20 protein-coding genes and 1 pseudogene are annotated in these 24018 nt (G+C 73.3%); 6 read left to right on the top strand and 15 right to left on the bottom strand.

All coding sequences use genetic code 11. The annotated features are described in order from the left end of the window. Nucleotides 1–52: 52 nt before the first annotated feature. The gene (locus AC3CHW_RS22070) at nucleotides 53–631 is read right to left on the bottom strand and encodes an NUDIX hydrolase (protein WP_488467614.1); all 579 of its coding nucleotides are present in this window, start codon (nucleotides 629–631) and stop codon (nucleotides 53–55) included. Further along, nucleotides 628–975 carry a hypothetical protein gene (locus tag AC3CHW_RS22065; protein WP_488467613.1) on the bottom strand — a complete coding sequence of 116 codons (348 nt, stop codon included), beginning with the start codon at nucleotides 973–975 and terminating at the stop codon, nucleotides 628–630. Before AC3CHW_RS22065 ends, AC3CHW_RS22070 begins: the two co-directional genes overlap by 4 nt. 273 nt (nucleotides 976–1248) lie before the next feature. On the opposite strand from AC3CHW_RS22065, the gene AC3CHW_RS22060 reads away from it, so the two are divergent. Beyond that, nucleotides 1249–2580, top strand: a complete 1332-nt coding sequence (locus AC3CHW_RS22060; RefSeq protein ID WP_488467612.1) for an NsdA family TPR-like regulatory protein — start codon at nucleotides 1249–1251, stop codon at nucleotides 2578–2580. A 355-nt stretch (nucleotides 2581–2935) separates the two neighbouring features. Here AC3CHW_RS22060 and AC3CHW_RS22055 read toward each other — a convergent pair whose 3' ends face one another. The 4 genes from AC3CHW_RS22055 to AC3CHW_RS22040 all read right to left on the bottom strand — a co-directional run bounded on the left by AC3CHW_RS22055 (nucleotide 2936) and on the right by AC3CHW_RS22040 (nucleotide 7725). Continuing rightward, nucleotides 2936–4096 carry a methyltransferase domain-containing protein gene (locus AC3CHW_RS22055; RefSeq protein WP_488467611.1) on the bottom strand — a complete coding sequence of 387 codons (1161 nt, stop codon included), beginning with the start codon at nucleotides 4094–4096 and terminating at the stop codon, nucleotides 2936–2938. A 372-nt stretch (nucleotides 4097–4468) separates the two neighbouring features. Continuing rightward, entirely contained in the window at nucleotides 4469–5677 is a 1209-nt protein-coding gene (locus AC3CHW_RS22050; protein WP_381163474.1) for a dipeptidase, read from the bottom strand. A 378-nt stretch (nucleotides 5678–6055) separates the two neighbouring features. Further along, nucleotides 6056–6580 (bottom strand): 5-(carboxyamino)imidazole ribonucleotide mutase, encoded by a 525-nt coding sequence (gene purE / locus AC3CHW_RS22045; protein ID WP_398611474.1) that lies wholly within the window; start codon nucleotides 6578–6580, stop codon nucleotides 6056–6058. After that, a complete protein-coding gene (locus tag AC3CHW_RS22040; protein WP_488467610.1) occupies nucleotides 6577–7725 on the bottom strand; it encodes a 5-(carboxyamino)imidazole ribonucleotide synthase in 1149 nt (382 codons plus the stop codon). The genes purE and AC3CHW_RS22040 overlap by 4 nt, the downstream gene beginning before the upstream one ends. A gap of 170 nt (nucleotides 7726–7895) precedes the next feature. On the opposite strand from AC3CHW_RS22040, the gene AC3CHW_RS22035 reads away from it, so the two are divergent. Next, on the top strand, nucleotides 7896–8411 hold the full coding sequence (locus AC3CHW_RS22035) for a GtrA family protein (RefSeq protein WP_398611473.1): 516 nt from the start codon (nucleotides 7896–7898) through the stop codon (nucleotides 8409–8411). 172 nt (nucleotides 8412–8583) lie between these two features. Here the strand turns inward: AC3CHW_RS22035 and AC3CHW_RS22030 are convergent, their stop codons facing one another. Both AC3CHW_RS22030 and AC3CHW_RS22025 read right to left on the bottom strand, forming a co-directional pair. Then, nucleotides 8584–9837, bottom strand: coding sequence for an ATP-binding protein (locus AC3CHW_RS22030; protein ID WP_398611472.1), 1254 nt, complete (start codon nucleotides 9835–9837; stop codon nucleotides 8584–8586). 166 nt (nucleotides 9838–10003) lie between these two features. After that, entirely contained in the window at nucleotides 10004–10684 is a 681-nt protein-coding gene (locus AC3CHW_RS22025; protein ID WP_187062624.1) for a response regulator transcription factor, read from the bottom strand. 825 nt (nucleotides 10685–11509) lie between these two features. Between AC3CHW_RS22025 and AC3CHW_RS22020 the strand changes: the two genes are divergently transcribed. After that, the gene (locus tag AC3CHW_RS22020) at nucleotides 11510–13039 is read left to right on the top strand and encodes a peptide MFS transporter (protein WP_398611471.1); all 1530 of its coding nucleotides are present in this window, start codon (nucleotides 11510–11512) and stop codon (nucleotides 13037–13039) included. Between the two features lie 691 nt (nucleotides 13040–13730). On the opposite strand, the gene AC3CHW_RS22015 is transcribed toward AC3CHW_RS22020, so the two are convergent. Beyond that, nucleotides 13731–14216 (bottom strand): ATP-binding protein, encoded by a 486-nt coding sequence (locus tag AC3CHW_RS22015; RefSeq protein WP_398611470.1) that lies wholly within the window; start codon nucleotides 14214–14216, stop codon nucleotides 13731–13733. 171 nt (nucleotides 14217–14387) lie between these two features. After that, nucleotides 14388–14756, bottom strand: coding sequence for an STAS domain-containing protein (locus tag AC3CHW_RS22010; protein ID WP_381163397.1), 369 nt, complete (start codon nucleotides 14754–14756; stop codon nucleotides 14388–14390). A gap of 252 nt (nucleotides 14757–15008) precedes the next feature. Here AC3CHW_RS22010 and AC3CHW_RS22005 point away from each other — a divergent pair, with 252 nt between their 5' ends. Continuing rightward, complete coding sequence (locus AC3CHW_RS22005) at nucleotides 15009–15956, top strand: RNA polymerase sigma factor SigF (protein ID WP_488467609.1); 948 nt, start codon at nucleotides 15009–15011, stop codon at nucleotides 15954–15956. Between the two features lie 204 nt (nucleotides 15957–16160). Here the strand turns inward: AC3CHW_RS22005 and AC3CHW_RS22000 are convergent, their stop codons facing one another. Then, the gene (locus AC3CHW_RS22000; protein ID WP_488467608.1) at nucleotides 16161–16850 is read right to left on the bottom strand and encodes a TetR/AcrR family transcriptional regulator; all 690 of its coding nucleotides are present in this window, start codon (nucleotides 16848–16850) and stop codon (nucleotides 16161–16163) included. 125 nt (nucleotides 16851–16975) lie between these two features. On the opposite strand from AC3CHW_RS22000, the gene AC3CHW_RS21995 reads away from it, so the two are divergent. After that, entirely contained in the window at nucleotides 16976–17989 is a 1014-nt protein-coding gene (locus AC3CHW_RS21995; RefSeq protein ID WP_488467607.1) for a zinc-binding dehydrogenase, read from the top strand. A 219-nt stretch (nucleotides 17990–18208) separates the two neighbouring features. On the opposite strand, the pseudogene AC3CHW_RS21990 reads toward AC3CHW_RS21995, so the two are convergent. Next, nucleotides 18209–18781: pseudogene (locus AC3CHW_RS21990) on the bottom strand (TetR/AcrR family transcriptional regulator); the annotation flags it as partial. 244 nt (nucleotides 18782–19025) lie between these two features. Between AC3CHW_RS21990 and AC3CHW_RS21985 the strand changes: the two are divergent. Further along, a complete protein-coding gene (locus AC3CHW_RS21985; RefSeq protein WP_176161984.1) occupies nucleotides 19026–19442 on the top strand; it encodes a nuclear transport factor 2 family protein in 417 nt (138 codons plus the stop codon). Between the two features lie 105 nt (nucleotides 19443–19547). Here the strand turns inward: AC3CHW_RS21985 and AC3CHW_RS21980 are convergent, their stop codons facing one another. The 3 genes from AC3CHW_RS21980 to AC3CHW_RS21970 all read right to left on the bottom strand — a co-directional run bounded on the left by AC3CHW_RS21980 (nucleotide 19548) and on the right by AC3CHW_RS21970 (nucleotide 23919). Next, nucleotides 19548–20942: a methyltransferase gene (locus tag AC3CHW_RS21980; protein WP_488467606.1), complete on the bottom strand. Its 1395-nt coding sequence runs from the start codon at nucleotides 20940–20942 to the stop codon at nucleotides 19548–19550. A gap of 242 nt (nucleotides 20943–21184) precedes the next feature. Further along, the gene (gene hutI / locus AC3CHW_RS21975; RefSeq protein WP_488467605.1) at nucleotides 21185–22429 is read right to left on the bottom strand and encodes an imidazolonepropionase; all 1245 of its coding nucleotides are present in this window, start codon (nucleotides 22427–22429) and stop codon (nucleotides 21185–21187) included. A 17-nt stretch (nucleotides 22430–22446) separates the two neighbouring features. Then, nucleotides 22447–23919 carry a formimidoylglutamate deiminase gene (locus AC3CHW_RS21970; protein WP_488471132.1) on the bottom strand — a complete coding sequence of 491 codons (1473 nt, stop codon included), beginning with the start codon at nucleotides 23917–23919 and terminating at the stop codon, nucleotides 22447–22449. Nucleotides 23920–24018: the final 99 nt, after the last annotated feature.

Here is a 24018-nt window from a genome sequence, read left to right as displayed (position 1 = left end):
CGTCCGTTGCATTGCGTCTGTCGCGGACACGGTAGGCGACGCGAGGTGTCGATCAACGGCACTCCTCACCCCGGGAGTTGCGCCGGCCGGGTGGGGCTGAGCGTCGAGCGGGCCACTCATGGTCGACGGCGGGAGCGGGGCGGGCAGTCGAGCCACCCGTGGCGGGCGTGTTCACGATGAACGCCGGGATCGCCGCGACCGCCGCGCCCAGGGCCGAGGCCAGCCCCACGTCATCGGCCAGCGCGTCCGTACCGGCCCAGCGTCGCTGGTGCGGGCAGGCGGGTGAGCAGGCGCATCGGGGCCCGTCCGCCGCGCGAACATCGCCCTCGGCCACCCAGCCACCGTCGACGATGACGATCAACTCCTCCGGCTCCCGGCCCGTGGGCGCCCGCTGGTCGATGGCCAGTACGCGGTGGGCGTTCGGCAACGTCAGGCCGAGTGCGTACGCGGTACGTTCCGCCGCGGCCATCAGCGGTTCGCCCGGCCGCAGCAACACGCTGGGCACCTGCCAGGGGTCCGCGCCCGTACGGACCTGCAAGACGCGCGGCCAGCCCGCCGAGAGGTCGCCGGGGTGGTCGGGGTCGCGTGGCCGCCACACCAACAGACTCACGCGTACCTGTCGTTCCGTCACGCCGTCCCTCCCGTACCTCGACGCCACTCCTCCACACCCAGGCCACAGTCCTCGGGGGCCTTGCCGTTGGTCGTCATCACCCCGGCCGCGTGCGCGCCGTCCGACCAGAGGAAGCTGCCCGGACCGGTCAGCGCGTCCAGGGCGAGTTGGACGCGGTGCGCGTTGGGCCGCAGGTCACCGGCGGCAAGGCCGGCGGGGTCGAACAGGCTCAGCTCGTAGGCGTGCTGGAACGCGCAGTCCGACACCGGCCGCCACCCGGGCCCGGCGTCACACCCGGCGTCCGCGAGGAAGAACCGCAACACGCAGCCCAGCGCGGTCCGTACGGTGTGCTGCCCGGTCAGCACGGAGCACCTCCTCCCGCACCGGTGGGTCACTCTGTCCCTGGGTTGATCCATGACTTCCTGTCTCCTCCAGGCGCGGTACGCCCATGGCACGCGCGACGTGGGGCGCTTCTCCGCGCTGTGCGTGGCGGGGGAAAGCCGCAGCGGGCTGGACGCCGCTCGTTCGCGAATCTCCATCTCGCTCTAGGCAACCGATCGCTTACGCTCGGCGGTACCGTCACTGAAGGCGTCGGCTTAAAAGCCGTAAAAAAGCTGCCAGCACGAGGAGTTGAGGGCATGTCTGATCGCCTGCCCAACGCGCACCTGGAGCGGTTGTTCCGCGAGACCGGCTGGACGTTGCGCCAGTTCGCCCTGCAGGTGAACCGGTTGGCGACGGAACGGGGAACGCCCCGGTCCTACAGTCCGCAGACGGCGCGGGCGTGGCTCCAGGGCCACACCCCGAGGGCAGATGCCCGTCCGCTCATCGTTGAGGCTTTGGCGCGCCGCCTCGGCCGTCCGGTGCACCCGGCAGACGCGGGTTTCCCCGCGCCGACCGACGATGAGGCCGGCGCACCCAGCACCGTCGCGGACCTCGTACGTCTCGGCAGTGACGACATGAGCCCTACGCGACGCGGCATCGTGGGAGCCGGACTCTTCTCCGTGGCCCTCGCCATTCCTGACTGGCCCGATGTCGTGGGGCGCATGGAGGCTGCCCGGAAGGGCCAGGTGCGGCGCATAGGGATGCCGGAGGTTCGCATGGTCACGGCCATGACCGAACGCATCTCGGAGTTGGACGACGAATTCGGTGGCCGACATGCCCGTCCCATGGCAGCGGCATTCCTGGTGAACACGGTGGCTCCGTACCTGCATGTGGAGGCACCGGAATCCGTACGCAAGGCGATGCTGTCGGCCGCCGCCGACCTCTGCTATCTGACGGGCTATATGGCAGTGGACGAAGGGCTGAACGGGCTCGCCCAGCAGTACTACCTACAGGCGCTGAAACTCGCCGGTGCCGCCGAGGACCACCTCACGTTCTGCACCACCCTTCGCGGCATGAGTGTGCAGGCGATCGACCTGGGCCACAGCAAGACAGCAATGAGGCTCGCCGACGCCGCCGCGGCGGCATCCCCGCAGGCAGGGCCCCGCATGCGGGCCTTTCTGGCGGGCCAGCAGGCTCACGCGGCGGCAATGGACAACGGAGGGGATGCGCTCACCTACCTCCGCGAAGCCGAAGTGGCCATGGAAAAGGCCGAGGCACGATCCAAGACCTTCGGTGCTTACAGTCCCTCTTCCCTGGCCTACCACGTGGGGCAAGTGCGCTATGGATTGGGCGATATCGCCGGATCGATCGAGGCGCTCCAGGAATCCGACAAGCTCCGGCCCCACTCGCACCAACGCAATCGCGTCCGATATCTGTCCATTCTCGCCGAGCGGCAGTGCGAAGTCGGGCACCTGGAAGCGGCATGCCAGACCTGGGGAATGGCTGTTGACATCTATCCGCAGGTCCAATCGGGGCAGTGTGATCGCGCGATGCGCACCATGCACGAGCGCATTCGCCCCTACCGGAAGAACCAAACAGCGCGTGACCTCTACGAGCGGGCGCGGCTCGTCTGTCCTGCCCCGGCGTGAACCCGTACGGGGCCCGGCGAGGGCTGAGTTGTCGCGCTACGGAGCGCGCCCCCATGCGCCGGGCTCTGCTCGCCGAGCGCCGAGGCGACTCGGTGGAGGGCAGGGAGTCGGCGGCGGGGGCCGTGGAACGATGGATCGCGAACGCTGCCCTCGTTCCTCATGCGAGTAACGCGGCCGATACCTGTCGGCCCGCCCTCGACTCCCCGAACCACCTCCTGCGCGACGCGCGCCAACTCATGCCACGGTCCGCCGGCGCGGTGTAGCCGGTGCGCGCGCCGGGTCGGCCTGGCCACGTAGGCGGCGTGCCCGGTGTACCTGTCACCGCGCGCTGACCAGGGGCACCGACGCCCAACCATCACCCCTCGGCCGGCGGAGGCACCCGCTCGACCCGCCACCGCCTGCCCGTCACCGGGTCGCCGCTCCAGACGTGCTGCTCCTCGCGGGTGCGGGTCATGCCGAAGTCGTACACCGTGGGTGAGCCGGCCTGTTGCCAGTCGCGCCAGGCGGCGTCGAGTTCGGCGGCGAGGCGGCGCGGGCCGCCCTGGTAGGCGAGGGCGGGTCCGGCGGCCGGGCTGACGATGGTCGCCCAGGAGGAGTGGCCGTCGTGCAGCCAGGCGGTCGCTCGCCGGTCGGGGGGCGCCTCGGTGCGCACCCATACGTCGGGCAGGGCGACCCGCAGCGCGAACAGGAGGTTGGCGTCGGTGTGCAGCGAGGCCAGGTCGTCCCGTGCCATGGGGGTCTCCTCGTCCGGCGGGGCGGTTCCCCTGACCGTCTCCCACGGCCGGCCCTGGTCCGTTCCACGGCTGGGCATGAAGGTCGCCAGCCCCTGCATCCAGCCGCTCGCCGAGCGGCCGTCGGCGGCGACGGTGAGGGCGACGTGGCCGAGCCGTCCCCACGGGGCCACGATCCGGCCGCCGGGTCGCGTCTGCTCGACCCAGGCCCAGGGGACGAGGTCGACGGCGTAGGTGGCCATGACCCGGTGGAAGCGGCCGTGCGCGGGCGCTCCGCGCGTTCCGTCGCCGGTCAGCACGGTGACGCGGGCGCCGGCCGCGGACACGTTGTGCCGCGCGAGGTCGGACAGTCGGGGGTCGGCCTCGATGGTGGTGACCCGCCCGTCGGGGCCGACGCCGTGCGCCATGAGCGCCGCGTTGCGACCCGTCGCCGCGCCGAGTTCGAGGGCGACGTGGCCGGGCTCCAGCATCAGGGAGTCGAGCATGTCGGCCACCACCGCCTCGCAGCTCAGGCTGGAGCTGGGGAAGCCGTCCGTCACCTGGATGACGGTGGAGTCGTACGGGCCCCCGTAGACGAGGTCGGCCCACCGGCCCGGGGTCGCGGCCCGATCGACGGGCGCGTACGCGTGGCCGGTCCAGGCGCAGAGCCGGTCCGGGGCGAAGGCGTGGCGCGGTAGGGCCCGCATGGCGGGGCGGACCCACGGGGAGTCCGCCGGCCACAGACCCTCGCTCGCCATGGCGTTGGCCAACCGGTTCTGGCGGCGGCGGAGTCGGGGCGCGGGCACGGCTACTTCCGCCGGTTGCCCGAGGGCGGCGGCGGGTTCGGCACCTTTCCGTCGGAGTTGCCGGGGGGCGGCTTCCCCTGGCCGGGGTCCGGGTCCGGCTTGCGGTGATCGCCCATGGCGGCCCCTTCTGGCTGTCCTGGCTGTCCTCCGGGTCGGAGGCTCACACCAGCATGAGGGTGGGCGGGCGGCCGGGGTTCGCGAAGGACAGAAGTGGTCATCGTCCGATCATCACCGGCCGCGACGGCGCCAAGCCCAACCACCCACGGTCAGAAGGCCGTGCCTGGCCGGGGCCGGGCCAGCGCCAGCCCGGCCAGCATCACCCCAACCCAACCCACCCCAGCCGCAGGCGCAGCCCCACCCCAGCCCCAGCCGCTACCGCCTGCTCTTGCCGTCCAGCGCCTCGAAGGTGGCGATCGACGGACCCCGACGGGCTCGCAGGTCGCGGGAGACGTCCTCCGCCGCGCGGAGTACCCGGACCGCGTTCTTCCAGGTCAGCTTGGCCAGGTCGGCGTCCGACCAGCCGCGGTCGAGGAGTTCGGCGATGAGGGTGGGGTAGCCGGAGACGTCGGCGAGGTCGGCGGGGGTGAAGGCGACGCCGTCGTAGTCGCCGCCGATGCCCAGGTGGTCGACGCCCGCGACCTCGCGCATGTGGTCCAGGTGGTCGGCGACCGTCTTGGCCGTGGCCAGCGGGCGCGGGTTCGCCGCCTCGAACGCGCGCTGCACCCGCATGCCCTCGGCGGAGGTGTCCAGCGGGTGCAGGCCGTTGGCGCTCATGTTGGCGTCGGCGGCCAGGGTCCACTCGATGGCCTCGGGCAGGATGAACTTCGGTACGAACGTCACCATCGCCACGCCGCCGTTGGCGGGCAGTTGCTCGAGGACGCCGTCCGGGATGTTGCGCACGTGGTCGCAGACGGACCGCGCCGACGAGTGCGAGAAGATCACCGGGGCCTCGCTGGTGCGCAGCGCGGCCCGCATCGTCGTGGGGGCCACGTGGGAGAGGTCCACGAGCATGCCGAGGCGGTTCATCTCGCGCACGACCTCGTGCCCGAAGGGGCTGAGGCCGCCCACGCCCGGGTCGTCGGTGGCCGAGTCCGCCCAGGGCACGTTGTCGTTGTGGGTGAGTGTCATGTAGCGGACGCCCAGCTCGTACAGGGCGCGCAGCGTACCCAGCGAGCAGTCGATGGAGTGGCCGCCCTCGGCGCCCATGAGCGAGGCGATCCGGCCCTCGGCGCGGGCCGCCTCCATGTCGTCGGCGGTCAGGGCGAGCCGCAGGTCGTCGGGGTAACGGTCGACGAAGCGGCGTACGACGTCGATCTGTTCCAGGGTCGCGCTGACCGCCTGGTCGCCGGCGTAGTCGGAGCGGACGAACACGGACCAGAACTGCGCGCCGAGGCCGCCGGCCCGCATGCGCGGGATGTCCGTGTGCTGGTGGGCGCTCAGGTCGGTGGCCAGGTCGCGCTCGTCGAGGTCGTAGCCGATCTCCCGCAGCGCCCAGGGCAGGTCGTTGTGGCCGTCGACCACGGGGTACTCGGCGAGCAGTTCGCGGGCGCGGGCCAGGAGTTCGGGGGCGGGGGCGACCACGGCCGGCCCGGATTCCGACTGCTGCCCGTCGCTGGCGCCTTCACGTGACACGGTCACTCACATCCCCATCGTCGCTGTCGCGCGCGCTGTCGCTGGCGCGTGCGGTGGTGCGGTCGCCGGTGGTGGTGCCGGCGGTGGCGGCATCGTTCCGCGCTTCCGCGCTTCCGTGCTGACATCGTTTCCGCGGATGCTGGGTTCCCCGTCGCGGGCGGGCGCTAAACGACGGGCGGCGGGCGGCCGAGGTGCCGCGAGCCGTGCGGGGCGGGTCGCGGCGCGGGGTGCGCGGCAGGTCGCGGGGCGGGCGCGCGGGGCGTACGGCGCGGCGCCGGCGGCTGGCGCGCGTCACCGGAACCGGCCGCCTCGCGACGCCCGGGCCGGCTACTTCGCGAAGCCGAAGCCGCCGGAGCCCTCGACGCGGGCCCGCAGGCGCTTGCCCTTCTCGGTGGCCTGCTCGTTCAGCTCCTCCTGGAACTGCCGCATCCGGGCCAGCAGGTCCGGGTCGTACGCGGCGAGCATGCGGGCCGCGAGCAGGCCCGCGTTCCGGGCGCCGCCGACCGAGACCGTGGCGACCGGGACGCCCGCCGGCATCTGCACGATGGACAGCAGCGAGTCCATGCCGTCCAGGTACTTCAGCGGCACCGGCACGCCGATGACCGGCAGCGGCGTGACGGAGGCCAGCATGCCCGGCAGGTGGGCGGCGCCGCCCGCGCCGGCGATGATCGCCTTGAGCCCGCGATCCGCGGCCCGCTCCCCGTACGCGATCATCTCGCGGGGCATCCGGTGCGCGGAGACGACATCGACCTCGTAGCCGATCTCGAACTCGTCCAGGGCCTTGGCGGCGGCTTCCATGACGGGCCAGTCGGAGTCGGACCCCATGACGATCCCAATGAGCGGCGAAGTCATTCCGTGATCGTTCCTCGCAGGTAACCGGCGGCATGGCTCGCGCGCTCGCGCACGTCGGCCAGGTCGTCGCCGTAGGTATTGACGTGGCCGACCTTGCGGCCGGGCTTCACATCTTTACCGTACATATGGATCTTCAGGCCAGGGTCGCGCGCCATGCAGTGCAGGTACGCCCCGTACATGTCGGGGTAGTCGCCGCCCAGGACGTTGGCCATCACGGTCCACCGGGCGCGCGGGCGCGGGTCGCCCAGCGGCAGGTCGAGCACGGCGCGCACGTGGTTGGCGAACTGCGAGGTGACGGCGCCGTCCTGGGTCCAGTGGCCCGAGTTGTGCGGGCGCATCGCCAGCTCGTTGACCAGCACCGCGGGGCCGTCGGGGCGCTGGACCTCGAAGAGCTCCACGGCCAGGTGGCCGGTGACGTCCAGTTCCTCGGCGATCCGCAGGGCGAGTTGCTGCGCGTGCGTGGACAGCTCGGGGTCCAGGTCGGGCGCGGGGGCGATGACCGTGTCGCAGACGCCGTTCACCTGGATCGACTCGACCACGGGGTACGCGACGGCCTGGCCGTGCGGCGAGCGCACCACGTTGGCCGCCAGCTCGCGGACGAAGGGGACCTTCTCCTCGGCCAGCACCGGAACGCCGGCGCGGAACGGCTCGGCCGCCTCGGCCTCGTCGCGCACGACCCAGACGCCCTTGCCGTCGTAGCCGCCGCGCACCGTCTTCAGGACGACGGGGAAGCCGTCGCCCTCGGCGGCGAACCGGGCGACGTCGGCGGGGTCGGCGACGATCCGGTGGCGCGGGCACGGCGCCCCGATCGCGTCGAGCCTGGCCCGCATGACGCCCTTGTCCTGGGCGTGCACCAGCGCCCGCGAGCCGGGCCGGACCGCGATGCCGTCGGCCTCCAGGGCCCGCAGGTGCTCCATCGGCACGTGCTCGTGATCGAACGTGATCACGTCACAGCCTCGTGCGAAGCTACGAAGGGTTTCCAGATCGCGGTAGTCGCCGACGACGACATCGCCGACGACCTGCGCCGCGGAGTCCGTCGGGGTGTCACTGAGGAGCTTGAACTTGACGCCGAGGGGGATGCCCGCCTCGTGCGTCATGCGCGCGAGCTGGCCCCCGCCGACCATGCCAATTACAGGGAACGTCACCCACCCAGGGTAGCCGTATCAGCCAACGGGCCCCGCGCGCGCTCGTAGGAACCTCCAAGGTCGGCCAGGGCCGTGATCCGCGATACCCGGACGCGCCCCCGGCCGCGGCTGGTTAGCATGAAGCAGATGGAGTAATGCCGACAACCGCGATACGGAGTAAGACGATCACTATGAGTGAACGGCCCGCGCTGCGTATGCGGCTGGAACTGCTCATGCGCGAGGTCGCCAAGTTCGGCGCCGTGGGCGGTGTGGGCCTTCTCGTCAATCTCGCGGTCTTCAACCTTGTCCGGCACATGACCGAGCTGCCCGTGGTGCGCGCGAGCATCCTGGCGACGGTCGTCGCCATCGCCTTCAACTACGTGGGATTCCGGTACTTCACCTACCGGGACCGCGACAAGAGCGGCCGGGCCAAGGAGCTGAGCCTGTTCCTGCTCTTCAGCGCCATCGGCCTGGTGATCGAGAACGGCATCCTCTACACCGCGACGTACGGCTTCGACTGGGACACCCCGCTGCAGAGCAACGTGTTCAAGTTCGTCGGCATCGGCATCGCGACCCTCTTCCGCTTCTGGTCGTACCGCACCTGGGTGTTCCGCGCGCTGCCCGCCCGCGAGGCGGTGCAGACGGCCGAGTCGTTCCTCACCACGGCCGAGCGGCGCGAGCGCGCCCAGGCCGGCCGCGCCAAGTAATCCGGCCGCCGGGACCATCGCCCAGCGCCCCGCGCTGGGCGCCATCCCGCTTCCACGGCTCTCGCCTGGTACGGGCGGCTCTCGCCTGGTACGCGCAGCCCACGCCCGCGTACGTACGGGCCCACGCCCGCGTACGCCGCGCCTCCGTACGCCACGCCTCCGTACGTACGGCTCACGCCTCGTGCGCGGAGTCGGCCTCGCGGCTGAGGAAGAGGGCGAAGATCGGCGGTTGCTGCTGGAGGAGTTCCAGTCGGCCGCCGTCCGCCTCGGCCAGGTCGCGGGCCACGGCGAGGCCGAGGCCCGTGGAGTTGCGACCGCTGACCGTGCGCTCGAAGACGCGGGCGCCGAGATCGGCGGGGACGCCCGGACCCTCGTCCGAGACCTCGACCACGGCCTGGTTGCCGGTGACCCGGGTGCGCAGCGCCACCGTGCCGCCGCCGTGCATCAGCGAGTTCTCGATCAACGTCGCCAGCACCTGGGCCACCGCGCCCGGGGTGCCGACCGCCCGCAGCCCCTTCTTGCCGGAGCGGACGATGGCCCGCCCCTCGCTGCGGGAGGCCGGGCGCCACTCCTCGATCTGCTGCTTGACGACCTCGTCCAGGTCGAAGGCGACGGCCGAGCCGGAGCGCGGGTCACGGGAGTTGGTGAGCAGCCGCTGCACGACATCGGTCAGCCGCTCGACCTGGGCCAGCGCGATGGTGGCCTCCTCCTTGACCGTCTCCGGCTCGTCGGTGAGCGTGATCTCCTCAAGCCGCATGGACAGCGCGGTCAGCGGCGTGCGCAGTTGGTGCGAGGCGTCGGCGGCGAGCCGTCGCTCGGCGGTGAGCATCCGCGCGATGCGCTCGGCGCTGGCGTCGAGCACGTCGGCGACCCGGTCGAGTTCGGGGACGCCGTACCGCCGGTGCCGGGGCCGCGGGTCGCCCGAGCCCAGGCGCTCGGCGGTCTCGGCCAGGTCCGTGAGGGGCGCGGCGAGCCGGTGCGCCTGCCGCACGGCGAGGATGACGGCCGCCGCGACGGCCAGCAGGGCCACCGCCAGGATGATCAGTAACGTGCGGCCGATCTCCCGGCCGACGGTGCCGTGCGACTCCTCGACCCGGACCGTCACGCCCTTCGCGCCCCTCTCCTCCGCGGCGATGACGCCGCCCGACGGGCGGTCGCCGATCTCCAGCGGGGTGGACTGGCCGGGGACGGTGATGCGGGCGTAGCGGTCGGTGGTGATCTGTTCGCTCAGTACCTTGGGGGTGACCGCCTCGCCGCCGATGAGCCGCCCGTCCACGATGCTGAGCAGCCGCAGGGCCTCGGACTCCACGCTCTCCTGGGCGCTGTTCTCGATCGTGCGGGTCTCCACGATGACCAGGGAGACGCCGAAGACGGCGATGACGACGAGCACCACCGCGAGCGTGGAATTGATCAAACGGCGACGCATGGGCCCACTACCGTGTTCGGGTCAGCGCTGAGTGTTCAGCGTTCAGGTGCGGTTCCGGCCAGTCTTCCGCCCGTATTCTGTCGGCTTTTTACTGGCTTTCTGTCGACTTTCGCCATATCCGCGAGTTTCCGGTGCTTACCACCGGTTTTCCCCGCCGGGTCCCGCGCTAGTTCTTCTCGAACCGGAAGCCCACGCCGCGCACCGTGGCGATGTAGCGCGGGTTGGCGGCGTCGTCGCCCAGCTTCTTGCGCAGCCAGGAGATGTGCATGTCGAGCGTCTTGGTCGAGGACCACCAGGTGGTGTCCCAGACCTCGCGCATGAGCTGGTCCCGCGTGACGACCCGGCCCGCGTCCCGGACCAGGACCCGCAGCAGGTCGAACTCCTTGGCGGTGAGCTGCAACTCCTCGTCGCCCATCCAGGCCCGGTGGGACTCGACGTCGATCCGTACGCCGTGGGTGGCGGGCTGCGGCTGCTGCGCCTCGGCGGAGCCACGGCGCAGCAGGGCCCGCACCCGGGCCAGCAGTTCGGCGAGCCGGAACGGCTTGGTGACGTAGTCGTCGGCGCCCGCGTCCAGTCCGACAACGGTGTCTACTTCGTCGGCGCGGGCCGTGAGCACCAGCACGGGGAAGCCGTGGCCCTCGTTCCGCAGCCGCCGGCAGACCTCCAGGCCGTCCATGCCCGGCAGGCCGAGGTCGAGGACGAGCAGATCGACGCCGCCTTGCAGGCCAGCGTCCAGCGCGGTGGGGCCGTCCTGGCGCACCTCGACCTCGTACCCCTCGCGGCGCAGAGCGCGGGCGAGCGGCTCCGAGATGGACGCGTCATCCTCGGCGAGCAGTACTCGGGTCATGCGGGAATGGTAGTCCGCGACCGACCGGAGAAGGGCCGGGCCTGCGCCCTCGTCTCGACGGACGCCTCGCGGGGCCCGGCCCGCCGACCACGGGTGGCCCGCGAGCCGTGGCCACCCCTCCCGCGTACGCCCCCGGCGCCCGCCACGCGCTCCCGCGCGCCCCTGCGGTCCCCCGTGGAACGTGTCCCACGCCACGCGCGGGCGGCCTCGCCCGGACGCCGCCGCCGACACCGTCGACGCCGCCGACCCCGGCTCGCCCCGCGCGGTCGAGCCGCCGCGACGCCTCCCGGGCCGGCCGGAGCCGCGCCTACCGGAGGCCAAACGGCCCCCGCCGGGCCCCTGTTGCCGGCCCCGGCGCGCCGCGGGCGATCTGGTGTGTGTTAGACCGTTATCAGGTCATCGTGAGCGAGTGACTAGTTCTCTTCAAATGCGCGGTAAAAGTTGCGACCATGTGTCGTGAGTTACGTCTCATCGCCTTCCATTCGTGCCCCGCGTCTGGCGTATGGTGACGGAACGTCTGTAGCACTGCCCTGAGACCTTTGGTTCGCAAGACGCGCCAAAGGTTTCTTTGTGCCCGGGACTGGAGCCACCAGCCCCGTCAAGCACAGTGAATGACCTGCCGGCCGGGTCCGCCGCGTGTTCCTCGCGCGGGGGGCGTGGAGCGCGGCGGTGTGACCGCCCTTCCCGGTTCCCCCCATGGGTACCGCCCCCCGCGGGACGGGGGGTGGGCGACGCGTCGTCGAAGCCGGCTACCCGACCGGGCGCGTGATCTTGATTCCGGCTAGCCGTCTTGGCCTCGCGTCCCGAGCCCCCCAAGGAACAACCATGGCGTCCAGCCTGACGAAGGGCGCGGCCAAGCAGGGAACCCCTGCCAACGGCGGCAAGACCTTCTTCGGCCACCCTCGCGGCCTGGCCACTCTCTTCATGACCGAGATGTGGGAGCGCTTCAGCTTCTACGGCATGCGGGCCCTGCTCGTCCTCTACCTGATCTCCGGCGGTCCGGACTCGAAGGACGGCAGCCAAGGCGGCGGCCTGGAGATGACCGAGGCCAACGCGGTCGCGATCTACTCCGTGTACCTGGCCATGGTCTACCTCCTGGCGATGCCCGGCGGCTGGTTCGGTGACCGGGTGTGGGGACCGCGGAAGACCGTGGCCATCGCCGCCGGCATCATCATGGCCGGCCACCTGCTGCTCGCGGTGCCCGGACAGTTGCCGTTCTTCGGCGGCCTGGCGCTCGTCGCGTTCGGCTCCGGCCTGCTGAAGGCCAACATCTCCACGATGGTCGGCCACCTCTACGAGGGCCCGGAAGACCCGCGCCGTGACGGCGGCTTCACGATCTTCTACATCGGCATCAACATCGGTGGCTTCGCCGCGCCGTTGATCATCGGCACGGTGGGCCAGGAGGTCAACTGGCACCTCGGCTTCGCCATCGCCGCGCTCGGCATGGCGCTGGGCCTGATCCAGTTCCTGATCGGCACCCGCCACCTGAGCCCGCTCTCCAGCCAGGTGCCGACCCCGCTCAACATCGAGGAGCGCAAGAGCTGGCTCCGCAAGGGTCTGATCTGGACGGCGGCCACGGCCGCGTTCTACGCCGTGGTCACCCTGACCGGTCACTTCACCCTCAACTGGGCGCTCGTGCCGATCACCATCGCGGGCCTGGTCATCCCGATCGCGGTGCTCGTCCGCATCAAGCGGGACAAGGAACTGACCGAGCTCGAGCAGACCAAGGTCAGCGGCTACATCTGGTTCTTCGCCGCGGCGGCCGTCTTCTGGATGATCTTCGACCAGGGCGGGTCGACACTGTCCGCCTTCGCCGAGACGAAGACGGCGGACAGCGTCTTCGGCATCCGCTTCCCGTCGTCCTGGTTCCAGTCGGTCAACTCGGCCTGGGTCATGGCCCTCGCCCCGGTCTTCGCCTGGATGTGGCTGGCGCTGGCCCGGCGGAACAAGGAACCCAGCACCACGGTGAAGTTCGCCATGGCGCTGGTCCTCACCGGAGCCTCGTTCTTCGTCTTCGTGATCCCGATGAGCATGGCCAACGACGGCTCGACCGTCAGCCCGGGCTGGCTGCTCTCGATCTACATGCTCCAGACCATGGGTGAGCTGTGCCTCTCCCCGGTCGGCCTCTCGGTCACCACGAAGATGGCGCCCGAGAAGTACGCCAGCCAGATGCTGGGCGTCTGGTTCCTCGCGGTCACCGCGGGCGACTGCACGACGGGCCTGCTCTCCATCGCCGGCGTGGACCTCAGTGGTGAAGGGGTGGTCGCCGCGGAAGCCTCGCTGGCGGTCCTTGCCGGTATCGCCATCTGGATGTACCGCAAGAAGGTCGTGCAGATGATGGGCGACGTCCGCTGACGTCCCCGCCCCCCGGCCCGCCCCCAGCGGGCCGACCCACCTGAAACACCCCGAGGGCCTCGGCGCACCAGCGCCGGGGCCCTCGGCGCGTCCACCCCCGGGGAAGGCCGCGCGCCCGTCGTACGGGGGCGCCGGCCGGGGTGGGGGGCATGGGCGCGCGGGCCGGGATGCCGTACGGGGGGCGCGGGAGGCGGAGCGTGCGCCGGGCAGCCTGGGCGGCTCTGCCGCGCGGGCGGCTACGAGGCGGGTACGGCGCGCGGGCCGGAGGCGCCGGTTACGGGGTCAGGCCGGGGTCCGGGGCCGGGTGCGTGTGGTGGCGGGCCCTGAGGAGGGCGCCACGGGGCGCGTGCGACGGGTACGCAGCGGCTGGGTGGCGGGGCCGGGCCCGGGCGCGCGGGGCGCGTAGGCGGCGACTGGGCGGGGCCCGGAAGGGAGCGGACCCTGGAACGCGCGGGAGCCCCGGCCGGGGGAGGTCGGGGCGCGGGGGTGTACGGGGGCGCGTGGTGTCGGCGCGTACGGAGTGCCGGCGCGGGGCGACACGGCGTACGGAGCGGCGCGGACAGCGGTGCTCCGGCGGGAGTGGGGCGATGTCGCCGTGGCGGCACGGCGTACGGAGCGGCGCGGACGCCCGTACGGAAGGGGTACGGGGCCCACGACGGGCGTGCTGCGGCGGAGTGGGCGAACGGGCGGGTCAGCCTGGCGCGGCGAGTTCCGCCCAGACCGTTTTTCCGGCACCGTCGGCGTTCCGTACGACACCCCAGTCCAGGCAGAGGCGCTGCACGATGAACATCCCATGGCCGCCGGGGCGTCCGGCGCGGTGCGGGGTGCGCGGGGCCGGCGTGCCCGTGCCCCGGTCGCGCACCTCAAGGCGGAGCGACTTGGCGTCGCAGCTCACCCGGAGTTCCTCGGGCCCCTCGGCGTGCAGGCACGCGTTGGTGACCAGCTCCGAGACGACGAGCAGCACGTCCTCCGCCGCGGCGCGCTGGTCCGCGTTCGCGGCGGGCAACCAGCCCCAGTCGCGTAGCGCCTCCCGTGCGAAGTCGCGGGCGCGTGGCACGGCACCGCTGGCGTCGATCAGGGCGAGTCGGCGGGTCTGTCCGTTCGACGGGCGGGCCGGAGCAGTGGCACCCGACTCCGGGCCGCGGTCGCCCGGCGAGCACGGCCGCGCGGAGCTCATCAGCGCATCACCTCACCGATTCACCGAATCTAGGACAGGGGCTGCCTGTCGCATCGAGCAGATTTAGCTGTCTCCTGCCCGGATGCGGCGTGAGAACACCCACTTATTCGCCCCGGACTGTGTGACTCAGGTAACGCACGCATGAAGCGCACGCAACAGACCAGCCCCGCGTCATTCGACGAGCGCGGCTTCCAACGTGTCGTGCACCGTGAAAACGGCCTCGGCTCCGGTGATCTCGAAGACCCGAGCCACCACCGGGAGCATGCCCGCCAAGTGGACACCACCCCCAGCCGCCTCCGCCTTGAGTCGTGCCCCGAGGAGCACGTTCAAACCCGTCGAATCGCAGAACTCCAGCCGCGAGCAGTCCACGACCAACCGGGACTGCCCGTCGGTCACGCACTGCTCCAGTGGCTCACGGAGCAACTCGGCGGTGTGGTGATCGAGCTCACCTGCCGGAGTCACCACCGCACTCGCCCCCTGGTGTCGTACCTCGACTCGCAGTCGGCCTCTGCTCGTGCTGCCGACCATCCCGCGGTCCATGCACGCACCTCTTCTGGTGTCTCGTGGCTTTCGATTGCGCGCCTCGAACCCTACGCCTTCGATCCGCCGTGCGGTAGCCGAACAACTGGCATATATCACCAAATACGGACAACACGCACTTGCCACTTCCGGGTCAATGCGGGTAGGCGTAGTAGGACACACCCGAACACGGCCCGGCTTTGGAGGCGCCGCTCACCGCAGCACGACGATATGGCTTCGGCAGCCACATGCCGAGAATGATGGAGGACTCCCATGTCACCCCGGCTCGACGAACCGCGCACCGAACACCTTCGGAACCCCGCCTCGTCGACACCTTCGCCCCCGCACGCCGACCTCGCACCGACCCCGGACGCCCGGACGGACATCGCGCCGGAAGACCCGGCGCACGCCGGCCATTTCGCGGAGCTGCCCGAGATCCCGCCCTTCGACCAGGTCGGAGCGGTCGACGCGAGGGCCCTGTCCAAGACCCTCTTCGAGCGCCTTGAATCGCTTGAGGAAGGCACGCACGAGTACGCGTACGTCCGGAACACTCTGGTCGAACTGAATCTGGCGCTGGTCAAGTTCGCCGCCTCTCGGTTCCGCTCCCGCAGCGAGCCGATGGAGGACATCGTCCAGGTCGGCACCATCGGCCTGATCAAGGCGATCGACCGCTTCGAACTGAGCAGAGGCGTCGAGTTCCCGACCTTCGCCATGCCGACCATCATCGGCGAGATCAAGCGGTTCTTCCGCGACACCAGTTGGTCGGTGCGCGTCCCGCGACGCCTGCAGGAACTGCGGCTCGACCTGGCCAAGGCCGGCGACGAGCTGGCGCAGAAGCTCGACCGCGCCCCCACCGTGAGCGAGCTGGCGTCGCGCCTGGGCATCACCAACGAAGAGGTCGTCGAGGGCATGGCCGCGAGCAACGCGTACACCGCGAGCTCGCTGGACGCCCAACCGGAAGAGGACGACACCGAGGGCGCGCTCGCCGACCGCATCGGCTACGAGGACCACGGACTCGAAGGCATCGAGTACGTCGAGTCGTTGAAGCCGCTGATCGCCGAACTTCCGCCGCGCGACCGCAAGATTCTCTCCCTGCGGTTCGTGGCGAACATGACGCAGTCGGAGATCGGCGAGGAGCTCGGCATTTCCCAGATGCACGTCTCACGTCTGCTCTCTCGCACGCTGACCAAACTTCGCAAGGGCCTGACGCTGGAGGAATAACCACCGCACCACCGCTACGGAGCCGACGGCGCGCCGGTCACAGCCGGCCGCACCTCGGAAGCAGGGCCCATCCCGGACCGCGATCGGGAGGGGCCCTGCTCCGTTTCCGGGCCGCCGCGTCCGTTTCCGGGCCGCCGCGCGGACGGCGGGCGTCGGTGGCGGTGGCGGCGGCCGGTGGGGGCGGCGCCCCGGGGCGCGGGTAGGTCAGGCGCGGACGAGGGTGGCCACGTCGGGGAGCGCCGCGAAGGCCGCGCGCACGCTGGCGCGCAGGGCCTCCCGGTCCCGGCCGGCGTCGGCCGTCGGCGCCGCGTCGTCGGCCGCGGCCGACCACTCCCTGAGCGCGCTGCGCCAGGCGGCCACCATGAGTTCGAGCAGCAGGCGAGCCGGCAGCTCGCCGATCCCGCTGTCGGCCGGGAGCCTGGCGACGACCGTGCGCACCACCGCGTCCGTCACCTCGGCACAGTGCTGGAGGCTGTGCGCGGTCAGGGCCGGCGTGCGGTCGGCGAGGGCACGGCTGATCAGGAACCGACCCTCCCACCCGTCGGACATGTCCGCTATGGCCGCGATGAGCGCGTCCTGGTACGCGTCGAGCAGCGGGCCCGCGAGCGAGGCGGCCTCGATCCGCCGCCGATAGGTGTCCCACAGCTCCTTCTCGGGCGCGAGCGCCACGTCCTCCTTCGAGGAGAAGGCGCGGAAGAACGTGCGCTTGGAGACCTCCACGTCGTCCACGAGCTGGTCGAGCGTGGTCTCCGCGAAACCCTGTTCGGTGAAGAGGCGCAGCGCCGTGTCCACCAACGCCTGCCGGGTGCGCAGCTTCTTGCGCTCGCGCAACGGGAGCTGACGCGCCGGATCGTGCGGGGTCGGGCCGGTGGGGGTGGCGGCTGCGGAGGTCACGTGGGGAGTCTACCCACGCGCCCGCCTTGCGGAGGCAAGAGCCCCTTGCAGGCTTATGCCACTGAGTGGCACTATCGCGCTGCCGGGGTCGCCGACCCCGGATACCGTGAGGAAGTGAGTGAGCCATGCACGCATGGGCAATCGACCCCAGCGCCCCCGACGGACTGCGCCTGACGGAGACCCCCGACCCCGTGCCGGGTCCGGGGCAGGCGCTGGTGCGGGTGGCGGCGTTCTCGCTGAATCGGGGCGAGGTGGACGGAGTCATTCCGGGCGGCACGGCGGGGGCGGTGCCCGGTTGGGACGCCGCCGGCGTCGTCGTACGAGCCGCCGCCGACGGCTCGGGGCCGGGCGTCGGCGACCGGGTGGTGACCCTCGGCGACGGCGGCGCGTGGGCCGAACTCCGCGCCGTGGACACCGATCTCATCGGCGCCGTGCCCGACGGCGTGAACCTCGCCGCGGCCAGCACGCTGCCGGTGGCCGCCGGGTCGGCGCTGCGCGCGCTGCGCCGCCTCGGCCCCCTGCTGGGCCGCCGCGTCCTGATCACCGGCGCGGGCGGCGGCGTGGGACGGTTCGCCGTCCAACTCGCGGCCCTCGGTGGCGCCCACGTGGTGGCCTCCACCAGCACCCCGGCGCACGCCGAGGCGCTGCGCGCGCTGGGCGCCGACGAGGTCTGGCTCACCGGGGCAGCGGGGACGACGGGGACGGCTACGGCGGAAGCGTCGGCCCCGTCACACCCCGGCGAGGGCGCGGGGCTGGTGCCCAGTGGGCCGGTGTACGGCGTGGTCGAGACGGTGGGGGGCGACCAACTGGTGGCCGCCTACGCGGCGTTGGAGGCGCACGGCACGCTGGTGTCGGTGGGCCACGCGTCCGGCGTCGGCGAGACCTTCCCGTTCGGGGCGCTCTTCGGCGACCAGGGCCGGCACAACCGCACGCTGACCACCTTCCACCTGCTCCAGGACGCGACGCGGCTGGACGAGGACCTGACCTGGCTCGCCGGGCTGCTCGCCGCCGGCACCCTCGACCCGCAGATCGCCTGGCGCGGCGACTGGTCCCGGATCGGCGAGGCGACGCGGGCGCTGGCGGGGCGCCGGGTGCCGGGCAAGGCGGTGCTTGAGGTGCCGGCGGCGGCGGACGCGTAAGGGCGACCACCGCCCGGCCCGGCCCGGCTCCCCGGGGGGTCGGACCTCCCCCCGCCGCACGCACGCGCGGGCGGGGCGGTGGCGTCACCCGCCGGCCGGGTCCGTGTGGGCCGTCGCGGTACGGGGGGCGGCCGGGGCCTGGCGTGGCGCGGCCCCGGCCTCGCTCCCCTCGGGGCCCGCCGGGTGCGTGGCGGGCCCGTCGGCGCCGCCGCCCTCGACGCCCGCCGCCGCCAGCAGGGCCTGGGCCGCCGCGCGGGCCGCGCGGGCCGGTTCCGGCGAACCGGTGACGGCGGCCGTGGCGATGGCGCCCTCGGCGAGCAGGGCCAACTGGTCGGCCAGCGGCTCGGGCGCGGGCGCGCCCGTGGCGGCGGTCAGCTCGCCGAGGTAGGCCCGTACCGCCGCCTTGTGGGCGCGCGCCGCCTCGGCCACGGCCGGCGAGGTGCCGCCGAGTTCGGCGAAGCAGTTGAGGAAGGCGCAGCCCCTGAAGTCCGGCTCGGCGAACCACTCGTACAGCCAGTCGAAGACCGCCAGCAGCCGGGCCCGCGGGGTGGGCCGGGCGTCGGCGTGGCGGGCGAGCGCGGCGCGCCAGGCGTGGTCCCGGCGCCGCAGGAACTCCTCCACCAGGTGGTCCTTGGCGGGGAAGAGCTGGTAGAGGCGCTTGAGCGAGACACCGGCGGCGGAGCGCACGGCGTCCATGCCGACCGCGCGCACCCCGCGCGCGTAGAACAGTTCCTCGGCCGCTTCCACCACGCGCGTCCGCGCCTGTTCCTCGGCCGTCCCGCCCACCGTCATCCCTGTCCCGCCTCGCCTCTCACGTGTCCGGGCGGCACTCGGCCACCCGCCGTCATCCTCGCGACCATCGCCCGACGCCCTCGGCCACCGACCACCGACCGTGGGCCGTGGGCACGGTCGCCGCTTGCGCGGAGAACGAGCGTTCTCCTATCGTACGCGGCAACGCGGGAGAACGACCGTTCTCCGTTCCGTGCCCCGGCCGTTCGGGGCCCGGCGCCGCCGCGCCCGGACGAAGGAGAGCGACATGTCCACTCGGCCACCCCTGCCGCCGTTCACGGAGGAGACCGCGCGCCGCAAGGTCCAGGCGGCGCAGGACGCCTGGAACTCCCGCGACCCCGAGCGGGTGGCGCTGGCGTACACCGAGGACTCCGAGTGGCGGAACCGGGACGTCTTCCTGCGCGGACGCGAGGAGATCCGCGCCTTCCTACGCGAGAAGTGGCGCCGCGAACTCGACTACCGGCTGCGCAAGGAGCTGTGGACGTACACCGACCACCGCATCTCGGTCCGCTTCACGTACGAGTGGCACGACGCGGCCGGGCAGTGGTGGCGCAGCTACGGCAACGAGCAGTGGGAGTTCGCCGCGAACGGCCTGATGCGGCGGCGCTACGCCAGCATCAACGACCTGGCCATCGCCGAACGCGACCGGCAGCTCACGGACTGAGCCGTGGCCCGGACCACGCCGCGCGCGGACCTGGCCGGCCGTCACCGGCCACGCGGGCGCGGGGCGCGGGCGCCGGAGCGCGGGCGCCGGGGCGCACGCGCCGGGCTAGGCGGTGTCCGAGGGCGGCGCGCCGGATATCGCGGTGAGCCGCCACAGCGAGGTGACCTCCGCCGCGCGCGCCGCGTGTAGTGGGTCGGTCGGGTCGGTGGCGCGGCTGTGCCGGGGGCGGGTGTCGAGGCGGTCGAGCACGCGCAGGCCGGCCGCGTCGATGAGGTGCAGCAGCTCGGCCCGGGTGCGCAGGCCGAGGTGTTCGGCCAGGTCGGAGAGGATCAGCCAGCCCTCGCCGCCGGGCGCGAGGTGGGCGGCCAGGCCGTCCAGGAAGCCGCGCAGCATGCGGCTGTCCGGGTCGTACACCGCGTACTCGACCGGTGAGCTGGGCCGGGCGGGCACCCAGGGTGGGTTGCAGACGACGAGCGGGGCCCGGCCCGGCGGGAAGAGGTCGGCCGCGCGCACCTCCACGCGCTCCGCGACCCCGAGCCGGGCGGCGTTCTCGCGCGCGCAGGCGAGGGCACGCGGGTCCTGGTCGGTGGCCACCACGCGCCGTACGCCCCGGCGGGCGAGCAGCGCGGCCAGCACCCCGGTGCCGGTGCCGATGTCGAACGCCACCTCGGGCGCGCCCGCCGGCAGCGGCGCCTCGGCCACCAGGTCCACGTACTCCCCACGGACCGGCGAGAACACGCCGTAGTACGCGTGCACGCGCTCGCCGCCCAGCGCCGGGATCGGCACGCCCTTGCGCCGCCACTCGTGGGCGCCGATGAGGCCGAGCAGCTCCCGCAGCGAGATCACCGCGGGCTCGGCCGCGTCGCCGGCGCCCCACGCCTCGCGGCAGGCCGCGCCGACGTCCGGCGCCCGCCGCAGCGGCACCCGGGGGCCGGCGTTCGCGTCGGGCCCCGGTTCGAGGGGGACGAGCAGCATGCCGAGCAGCCGGGCCCGCTGTGCCTGGGCCTTGCGGTGCAGGTGGAAAGCGTGGGCGGGCGACTCGTCGGGCGCGCCCTGGTCGCCCGCCACGGGGGTGGCGGGGCTGGTCGCGCCACGGCGGCGCTTGCGGGCGGGGCGCTTGCGGTCGGCGCGGCGGGCCATGGCCTGCAGGAGCTGGCGCGCGTTGTGGTAGTCGCCGCGCCAGAGCACCGCCGTGCCCTCGCAGACGAGCTTGTACGCGGCGTCCGCGGTCATCCGGTCGTCGCCGACCGCCACGCGCCGGGGCGCCGGCGCACCGCTCTCGGAGCGCCAGCGCGCGGTGTGCGGCACCTCGCCCTCGGTCCAGCCGACGCGGGGGTGGTCCGCGTCGTCGGCGCCGGTCGCGGGCGACCCGGCCGCGCGGGCGTCGCCGGCCGTCGCGCCGGGCGGCGGGGCGCTGACGGCCGACGGGGCGGGGCCGGTGTCGCCGTTGGCGGTATCGCCGGCGGCGGCGGTGGTGCGGCGCGGATCGGGGGTGTGCATCTCTTCCAGCTTCGCGGGGCGGCGGGCGCGCGGCGAGGTCCCGACGCGCTGGGGACACCTTCCCACGGGCCACTGACAACGGCCGCCACGGCGCCCACGGGCGGCGGTCGGGGCCGCCGGGCGCGCCGGAGCCCGCCCCGCCCCGCGCCGCCGCTCCCGGGACGGCAGGCTCCCCGGGTGGAGGGCTTACCGGACGGGAGGCTTCCGGTGGGCGGGGGCGGCGCGGGCCGGGCGCGACGGGTTCAGACGCGCTGGCCGCCCCGCCAGACGGCCGTGACCAGCGGGACGCCGGGACGGTAGGCCAGGTGGACCGGCGACGGGGCGTCGAGCAGGGCCAGGTCCGCGCGGGAGCCCGGGCGCAGGTAGCCGACGTCGTCGCGGCGCAGGGCCCGGGCGCCGCCCGCGGTGGCCGCCCAGACGGCCTCGTCCGGCGTCATGCCCATGTCCCGTACGGCGAGGGCGATGCAGAACGGCATGGAGCTGGTGAAGGACGAGCCCGGGTTGCAGTCCGTGGACAGCGCGACGGTGGCGCCCGCGTCGAGCAGCCGGCGCGCGTCGGGCCACTTCGCGCGGGTGGAGAACTCGGCCCCTGGCAGCAGCGTGGCCACCGTGTCCCCGCTGGCCAGCGCGTCGACGTCGGCGTCGGTGAGGTGCGTGCAGTGGTCGGCCGAGGCGGCGTCCAGCTCGACGGCGAGTTGGACGCCGGGCCCGTACGTGAGCTGGTTGGCGTGCACCCGGGGGGTGAGACCGCGCGCCTTGCCGGCGCTGAGGATGGCGTGCGCCTGGTCCCGGTCGAAGGCGCCCTTCTCGCAGAAGACGTCCACCCAACGGGCGTACGGGGCGCAGGCGTCGAGCATCGGCCCGGTGACGAGGTCCACGTAGCCCGCGGGGTCGTCGGCGAACTCCGGGGCGACGATGTGCGCGCCGAGGAACGTCGTCTCCTCGGTGTGGGCGGCGGCGACCCGCAGCGCGCGGGCCTCGTCGTGCGGTGTGAGCCCGTAGCCGGACTTGGTCTCCAGCGTCGTGGTGCCCTGCCGGGCGGCCTCGCGCAGGTAGCGCAGCAGGTTGGCTTCGAGCTGCTCGTCGCTGGCGGCCCGGGTGGCGGCGACGGTGGTGCGGATGCCGCCCGCGGTGTACGGCCTGCCGGACATGCGCGCGCTGAACTCGGCGGTGCGGTCGCCGGCGAACACCAGGTGCGAGTGCGAGTCCACGAAGCCGGGAATGACCGCCTGACCTGCGGCGTCGAGGTGACTGTCAGTGGCGGGTGCTTTGCTGGTGACACCGACCCAGGCGATGCGGTCGCCGTCGATGACGAGCGCCGCGTCCTGGATCAGACCGAGGGGGCCTTCGCCGAGGGAGGGGTCGTTGGTGACGAGGGTGCTGATGTGGGTGATGGCAGTCGTCGTGCGGGCGTTGTGGGCGCTGCCGGGGGTGGCGGTGGGCCGGCCGGCGGGGGCGCCGGCGCCCGTGGGGGTGTTGGGGGTCATCGCGGGGTGGTTCTCCTTCAGCCGAGCACGGCTGCGATGGACTGGGCCAGTGCGGTGGGCACGTCGGGGAGCAGGGCGTGCGCCCCGTCTCGGACGATATGGCGACCGCCGACGATCGTGTGCCGGACATCCGCGCTGGACGCCGCGAATACGGCGGTCTCCACGCCCAGCGACGGTGGCGGGCCGGCGGTGCGCACCGAGTCCAGCGCCAGCGTGGTGAGGTCGGCGAGCGCCCCGGGAGCGATGCGGCCGGCGTCCTGCCAGCCCAGCGCCGCGTGACCGGCCGCCGTCGCGGCGTGCAGGAGTTCGGTCGCCGTCCAGTGGCCCCGGGCCCGGGTGCGCAACCGCTCGTCCAGCTCCATCGCGCGCGCCTCTTCGAGCAGGTCGATGACGGCGTGGCTGTCGCTGCCGAGGGAGAGCGGCGAGCCGGCTTCCTGGAGGGCCACGGCCGGGCCGATGCCGTCGGCGAGGTCGCGTTCGGTGGTGGGGCACATGCACACGCCGGTGTGGGCGCCGCCCAGGAGGGCGATGTCGGCGCTGGTCAGGTGCGTGGCGTGCACGGCGACGGTGCGCGGCCCGAGCGCGCCGTGTTCGGCGAGCAGTTCGGTGGGGGTGCGGCCGTGCGCGGCGCGGCAGGCGTCGTTCTCGGCGGTCTGCTCGGACAGGTGGACGTGCAGGGGGGCGTTCCGACCGGCCGCCCAGCCGGCGACGGTGGCCAGTTGGTCGGCCGGCACGGCGCGTACGGAGTGGATGGCCGCCCCGAGCCGGGCGTGTTCGGGCGCCCCCAGCGCGCTCGCGCGCTCCGCCCACGCGTCGGCCGTGCCGTCGCTGAAGCGCAGTTGGGGGCGGGTGGGCGGATCGCCGAAGCCCGCGGAGAGATAGGCCGTGTCGAGGAGGGTGATGCGGATGCCGGCGTCGGCAGCCGCCGCGAGGAGGGCCTCGCCCATGGCGTTGGGGTCCTGGTAGCGGGCGCCGCCCGGGGCGTGGTGCAGGTAGTGGAACTCGCCGACGCTGGTGATGCCGGCGAGCGCCATCTCGGCGTAGGTGGCGCGGGCGAGCGCGTGGTAGCTGTCCGGGGTCAGCCGCTCGGCGACGCCGTACATGACCTCGCGCCAGGTCCAGAACGAGTCCGGGGCGCGCCCGCCACCACGGCGGGCACTGGCGGGGCCGGCGCCCGAGGAGGTGGTGGACGAGGAGGCGCTGGATGAGGAGGTGGTGGCGCTCGGGGAGGCGGCCTGGGCGGCCGGGCTGACCTGGGCGGCGCCGCGCAGGGCGCGGTGGAAGGCGTGGCTGTGCGCGTTGGCCAGGCCGGGCACGGTCAGGCCGCGCAGCACCACCGCGCCGGGCGGCGGCGTGGCCACGCCCGGGCGCACGGCGACCACCCGGCCGTCGCGTACCTCGATGAGGACGCCGGCCAGGACACCGCCGCCCGGCGCCGGACCAGCGGGGGTCGCGCCTTCGGAACCCGGGCTTACGGGGGCGGAGCCCACGGAGTCCGCGCCCACGGAGTCCGGTCCCGTGGGGGCCGCGCCCACGGAAGGCGAGGGCTCCGGCTGTAGGGCCGGGGCGGAAGGGGAGGCGGGGCCCGG

The organism is Streptomyces sp. MGP-BFMKR1 (assembly GCF_057766585.1).
Note: the sequence above shows the minus strand (reverse complement) of the source record. Positions and strands in the feature narration are given on the sequence as shown.

Bases quoted from the DNA above. Each gene is read 5' to 3' on its own strand.
- hutI (WP_488467605.1), bottom strand. From the start codon at position 22,429: ATGACCCCCAACACCCCCACGGGCGCCGGCGCCCCCGCCGGCCGGCCC.
- AC3CHW_RS21980 (WP_488467606.1), bottom strand. From the start codon at position 20,942: ATGCACACCCCCGATCCGCGCCGCACCACCGCCGCCGCCGGCGATACC.
- AC3CHW_RS22005 (WP_488467609.1), top strand. From the start codon at position 15,009: ATGTCACCCCGGCTCGACGAACCGCGCACCGAACACCTTCGGAACCCC.
- AC3CHW_RS22025 (WP_187062624.1), bottom strand. From the start codon at position 10,684: ATGACCCGAGTACTGCTCGCCGAGGATGACGCGTCCATCTCGGAGCCG.
- AC3CHW_RS22015 (WP_398611470.1), bottom strand. From the start codon at position 14,216: ATGAGCTCCGCGCGGCCGTGCTCGCCGGGCGACCGCGGCCCGGAGTCG.
- AC3CHW_RS22060 (WP_488467612.1), top strand. From the start codon at position 1,249: ATGTCTGATCGCCTGCCCAACGCGCACCTGGAGCGGTTGTTCCGCGAG.
- AC3CHW_RS22020 (WP_398611471.1), top strand. From the start codon at position 11,510: ATGGCGTCCAGCCTGACGAAGGGCGCGGCCAAGCAGGGAACCCCTGCC.
- AC3CHW_RS22035 (WP_398611473.1), top strand. From the start codon at position 7,896: ATGAGTGAACGGCCCGCGCTGCGTATGCGGCTGGAACTGCTCATGCGC.
- AC3CHW_RS21995 (WP_488467607.1), top strand. From the start codon at position 16,976: ATGCACGCATGGGCAATCGACCCCAGCGCCCCCGACGGACTGCGCCTG.
- AC3CHW_RS21985 (WP_176161984.1), top strand. From the start codon at position 19,026: ATGTCCACTCGGCCACCCCTGCCGCCGTTCACGGAGGAGACCGCGCGC.
- AC3CHW_RS22030 (WP_398611472.1), bottom strand. From the start codon at position 9,837: ATGCGTCGCCGTTTGATCAATTCCACGCTCGCGGTGGTGCTCGTCGTC.
- AC3CHW_RS22010 (WP_381163397.1), bottom strand. From the start codon at position 14,756: ATGGACCGCGGGATGGTCGGCAGCACGAGCAGAGGCCGACTGCGAGTC.
- purE (WP_398611474.1), bottom strand. From the start codon at position 6,580: ATGACTTCGCCGCTCATTGGGATCGTCATGGGGTCCGACTCCGACTGG.